This is a genomic window from uncultured Shimia sp., from assembly GCF_913054185.1.
In the GTDB taxonomy this organism is placed as follows: Bacteria; Pseudomonadota; Alphaproteobacteria; order Rhodobacterales; family Rhodobacteraceae; genus Shimia.
On sequence record NZ_CAJXIV010000158.1, the window covers coordinates 1 to 3893 of the forward strand.

General features: G+C 54.5%; 4 protein-coding genes and 1 pseudogene. All 5 read left to right on the forward strand.

Annotation, left to right across the window (positions count from 1 at the left end; translation table 11 throughout):
• A pseudogene (gene sufC / locus QZ517_RS19705) lies at positions 1 to 213 on the forward strand (Fe-S cluster assembly ATPase SufC); the annotation flags it as partial.
• A 50-nt stretch (positions 214 to 263) separates the two neighbouring features.
• A complete protein-coding gene (gene sufD / locus QZ517_RS19710) occupies positions 264 to 1499 on the forward strand; it encodes a Fe-S cluster assembly protein SufD (protein ID WP_294230672.1) in 1236 nt (411 codons plus the stop codon).
• Positions 1499 to 1984 carry a YIP1 family protein gene (locus tag QZ517_RS19715; protein WP_294230664.1) on the forward strand — a complete coding sequence of 162 codons (486 nt, stop codon included), beginning with the start codon at positions 1499 to 1501 and terminating at the stop codon, positions 1982 to 1984. Before sufD ends, QZ517_RS19715 begins: the two co-directional genes overlap by 1 nt.
• Positions 1981 to 2562: a YIP1 family protein gene (locus QZ517_RS19720; RefSeq protein WP_294230666.1), complete on the forward strand. Its 582-nt coding sequence runs from the start codon at positions 1981 to 1983 to the stop codon at positions 2560 to 2562. The genes QZ517_RS19715 and QZ517_RS19720 overlap by 4 nt, the downstream gene beginning before the upstream one ends.
• Before the next feature lies 1 nt (position 2563).
• Positions 2564 to 3784, forward strand: coding sequence for a cysteine desulfurase (locus tag QZ517_RS19725; RefSeq protein WP_294230669.1), 1221 nt, complete (start codon positions 2564 to 2566; stop codon positions 3782 to 3784).
• Positions 3785 to 3893: the final 109 nt, after the last annotated feature.

Below are 3893 nucleotides of genomic sequence, written 5' to 3' on the forward strand. Positions count from 1 at the left end.
GCGATGAAGCTGGTGTCAGAAGGCGTGAACGCGCTGCGTGATGAAGGCCGTGGCTTCCTCGTTATCACCCACTACCAGCGTCTGCTGGATCACATCAAACCAGACGTCGTGCACATCATGGCGGACGGCCGCATCATCAAAACCGGTGGTCCTGAGCTGGCACTGGAAGTTGAGAAAAACGGTTACGCCGACATTCTGGCGGAGATGGCGTAATGACGGCTCTGGCGAAGAAACAAGAGGCCGCGGCAGCGCGACTGGACGGAATGACCGTTCCAGCGGGTGGTCAGTGGGCCACAGAAGCACGTGAGGCGGCTTTGGGTCGCCTGCGTGAGATGGGGCTGCCGGAACGTCGGGACGAGTATTGGAGATACACCCGTCCGGACACGCTGACCCAAGCGGAAGTACCCTCGGCGGCTGTGTTTGAGACTGGCGAAGCTCCGATGTTTGACAGCTTTGATCGTATCAAGGTTGTTTTTGTGGACGGTGTGTTTGATGCGGATCAGTCGGACGTGTTGGCAGGTGAAGGCCTGTCGATTGAGCGTTTGGCGGATATTGCGGAGAAAGACATTCATTGGGCCAAAGACCTGTATGGTCAGTTGGAAACCAATGGTCAAACACCAGTTGAGCGGCCTTTGGCGGCTCTGAACTCCGCGTTTGCCACTGATGGCGTGATAATTCACGTGACTGGCAAAGTTGAGAAGCCTGTGAACTTGATTTATCAGCATAAGGCTGACAACTCTGACGCAATTTTGCATCACGTGATCAAACTGGACGCGGGCGCAGAAGTGACGGTTCTGGAAAACGGTCCAGCAGCGGCCCGGTTCAACAAATCCATGGAAGTGGATGTTGCGGATGGCGCAGCTTTTCACCATGTACGGGCGCAAGGCCGAGACCATGAACGCCGAGCTGTGACCCATTTGTTTGGCCGTTTGGGCACCGAAAGTGTGTTTAAGAGCTTCACTTTGACTGTGAACGGTCGCCTGACCCGCAATGAAGCTGTGCTGGAGTTGACCGGCGATAATGCTGTCGCTCACGTGGCTGGTGCCTGCATGGGGGATGGAGATTTCCATCACGATGACACGGTTTTTGTGACCCATGATGCGGTGAACTGCGAAAGCCGTCAGGTCTTCAAAAAAGTGCTGCGCAATGGTGCCACCGGCGTTTTCCAGGGCAAAATCCTGGTGAAGGCGGGCGCACAGAAAACCGATGGCTATCAGATCAGCCAATCGCTGCTTTTGGACGGTGACAGCCAGTTCTTGGCCAAGCCCGAGCTGGAAATCTATGCCGATGACGTGGCCTGTTCTCATGGATCCACCTCAGGCGCGATTGACGAGGATGCGTTGTTTTATCTTCGTGCGCGTGGTGTTCCCAAAGACATTGCAACTGATCTTATGGTGATGTCCTTTGTGGCAGAGGCGGTAGAAGAAGTGGAAAGCGAAGCGTTGCGTGATGAAATTGTCGGGCGTTTGGAGTCCTGGTTGGAGCGTCGGCGCGGCTGATGTCTGTGACGAGTGATATGATGGCCAGCTACCGCACTCCGCGTGCGGTAGTTTCGCGCCGGTTGGCAATGGGCGAGCGGGAAGACCGTGCATTCGCGATCCTGATGGCTGCTTGCTGCGTGATCTTTGTGTCGCGATGGCCGGCGTTGGCGCGTGAGGCGCATTTGACGGGCACAGAGTTGAATCCGCTGCTTGGGGCCAATTTGTTCGCTTTGATGTTTTTGCTTCCGTTGATAATGATGACCTTGGCGCTTGTTTCGCATCTACTGTTGCGTGCTTTTGGTCGGAAGCAATCCAGCTTTGGGGCGCGTTTCGCTTTGTTTTGGGCGATGTTGGCGACGGGACCGTTGTTCCTTTTGGTAGGTTTGGTTGAAGGTTTCATCGGCGAGAGTTCCGCGTTGACCATTGTTGGCGCACTGTGGTTCTTTGCCTTTGTTTGGATCTGGATTTCTGGTTTGCTGGAAGCGGGTAGGGTGTCCACGTGAGAAAGCAATTGACCGCTCTGTTCTGGCTAACTGCGCGCGATCCGAGTGAAGCGGCCGTGGCGCTTATGAGCCGGCCCGTACCGCGCAATGTGGCGTGGATGATCCTCGCACTTGGTATTGTGCTCAATGCGCTGGCGCATTTCGCAACACTGACTCTGTTTCCGGCCCCTCCTGAATTGAACGTTCCGTTCCTCACGGCGCCCTTCCTGTACACGACAATTCTTGGATGCGGACTGGTGCTGCTTGTCTTCTCTTTCTACTGGGGAGGACGTGCGATTGGGGGGCGAGGGCGGTTTGACGATATATTGTTGGCCATTGGGTGGCTGCAATACATGCGGTTTGCGGTTCAGATGGCATCCTTGTTACTGATGCTGGCCATGCCTGGTCTGGCACTGATTTTCGTGATGGGAGTCGGTCTGTATTCGATCTGGGTCGTTTTGAATTTCATTAATGTTATCCATGGGTTTAACAGCCTTGGGAAAGCCGTGATGTTGGTGTTGATCACCATGCTGGGTATGACCGTTGGGATGACGATGCTTTTGTCGCTTGGTGCAGCGACCGCTATTGGAATGTCTTAAAATGTATGACGTCAAAAAAATCCGTGCTGATTTTCCTATCTTAAGCCGCGAAGTAAACGGCAAACCATTGGTCTATCTGGACAATGGTGCATCCTCGCAAAAACCGCAGGTGGTGATTGATGCAATCACGCAGGCGTATTCAATGGAATATGCAAATGTTCACCGCGGGTTGCACTATCTTTCCAACCTTGCGACGGACAAATACGAAGCGGTGCGTGGCAAGATTGCCAAGTTTCTAAATGCGGCCAGTGAAGATGAGATTGTTCTGAATTCCGGCACCACCGAAGGCATCAACATGGTGGCTTATGGCTGGGCTATGCCCCGTCTGGAAGCTGGCGATGAGATTATCCTGTCGGTGATGGAACACCATGCCAACATCGTGCCGTGGCACTTCCTGCGTGAACGTCAGGGAGTGGTGCTCAAGTGGGTGGATGTGGACAGCTCTGGCGCTTTGGACCCTCAGGCTGTGCTGGACGCGATAGGGTCAAAAACCAAACTGATTGCCGTGACGCAGTGCTCCAATGTGTTGGGCACTATGGTGGACGTGAAAGCCATCACAGAGGGCGCGCATGCCAAAGGAGTGCCGGTGCTTGTAGATGGCTCTCAGGGTTCAGTGCATGCGCCGGTGGATGTGCAGGACATTGGGTGCGATTTCTATGCTATAACTGGCCACAAACTGTACGGGCCGTCTGGCTCCGGTGCGATTTACTGCAAATCCGAACGTATGGCAGAGATGCGTCCGTTCATTGGCGGCGGCGACATGATCAAAGAGGTCTCCAAAGAGGCTGTGATCTACAACGATCCTCCCATGAAGTTTGAGGCTGGAACGCCAGGTATTGTACAGACCATTGGCTTTGGCGTGGCATTGGACTACTTGATGGAGCTGGGCATGGAGAATGTTGCGGCGCATGAGGCCAAGCTACGTGACTATACTATGCAGAAACTGGCGGGTCTCAATTGGCTGCAAGTTCAGGGTACAACAGCTGACAAAGCCGCGATCTTCAGCTTCACATTGGATGGCGCGGCGCACGCACATGACATTTCCACGATCCTGGACAAAAAGGGCGTAGCAGTACGGGCAGGGCATCACTGTGCGGGCCCCTTGATGGAGCATCTAGGTGTGTCTGCAACCTGCCGGGCCAGCTTTGGCTTGTACAACACCACAGATGAAGCGGACACGCTCATCGATGCACTTGAATTGGCGCACGAACTCTTTGGTTAGACGTTCATTTTGCGATTGCGGGGCGTAGCCACACTGGCTATACCCCGACCTTAGGCACCTGTAGCTCAGCTGGATAGAGCGCTGCCCTCCGAAGGCAGAGGCCAGAGGT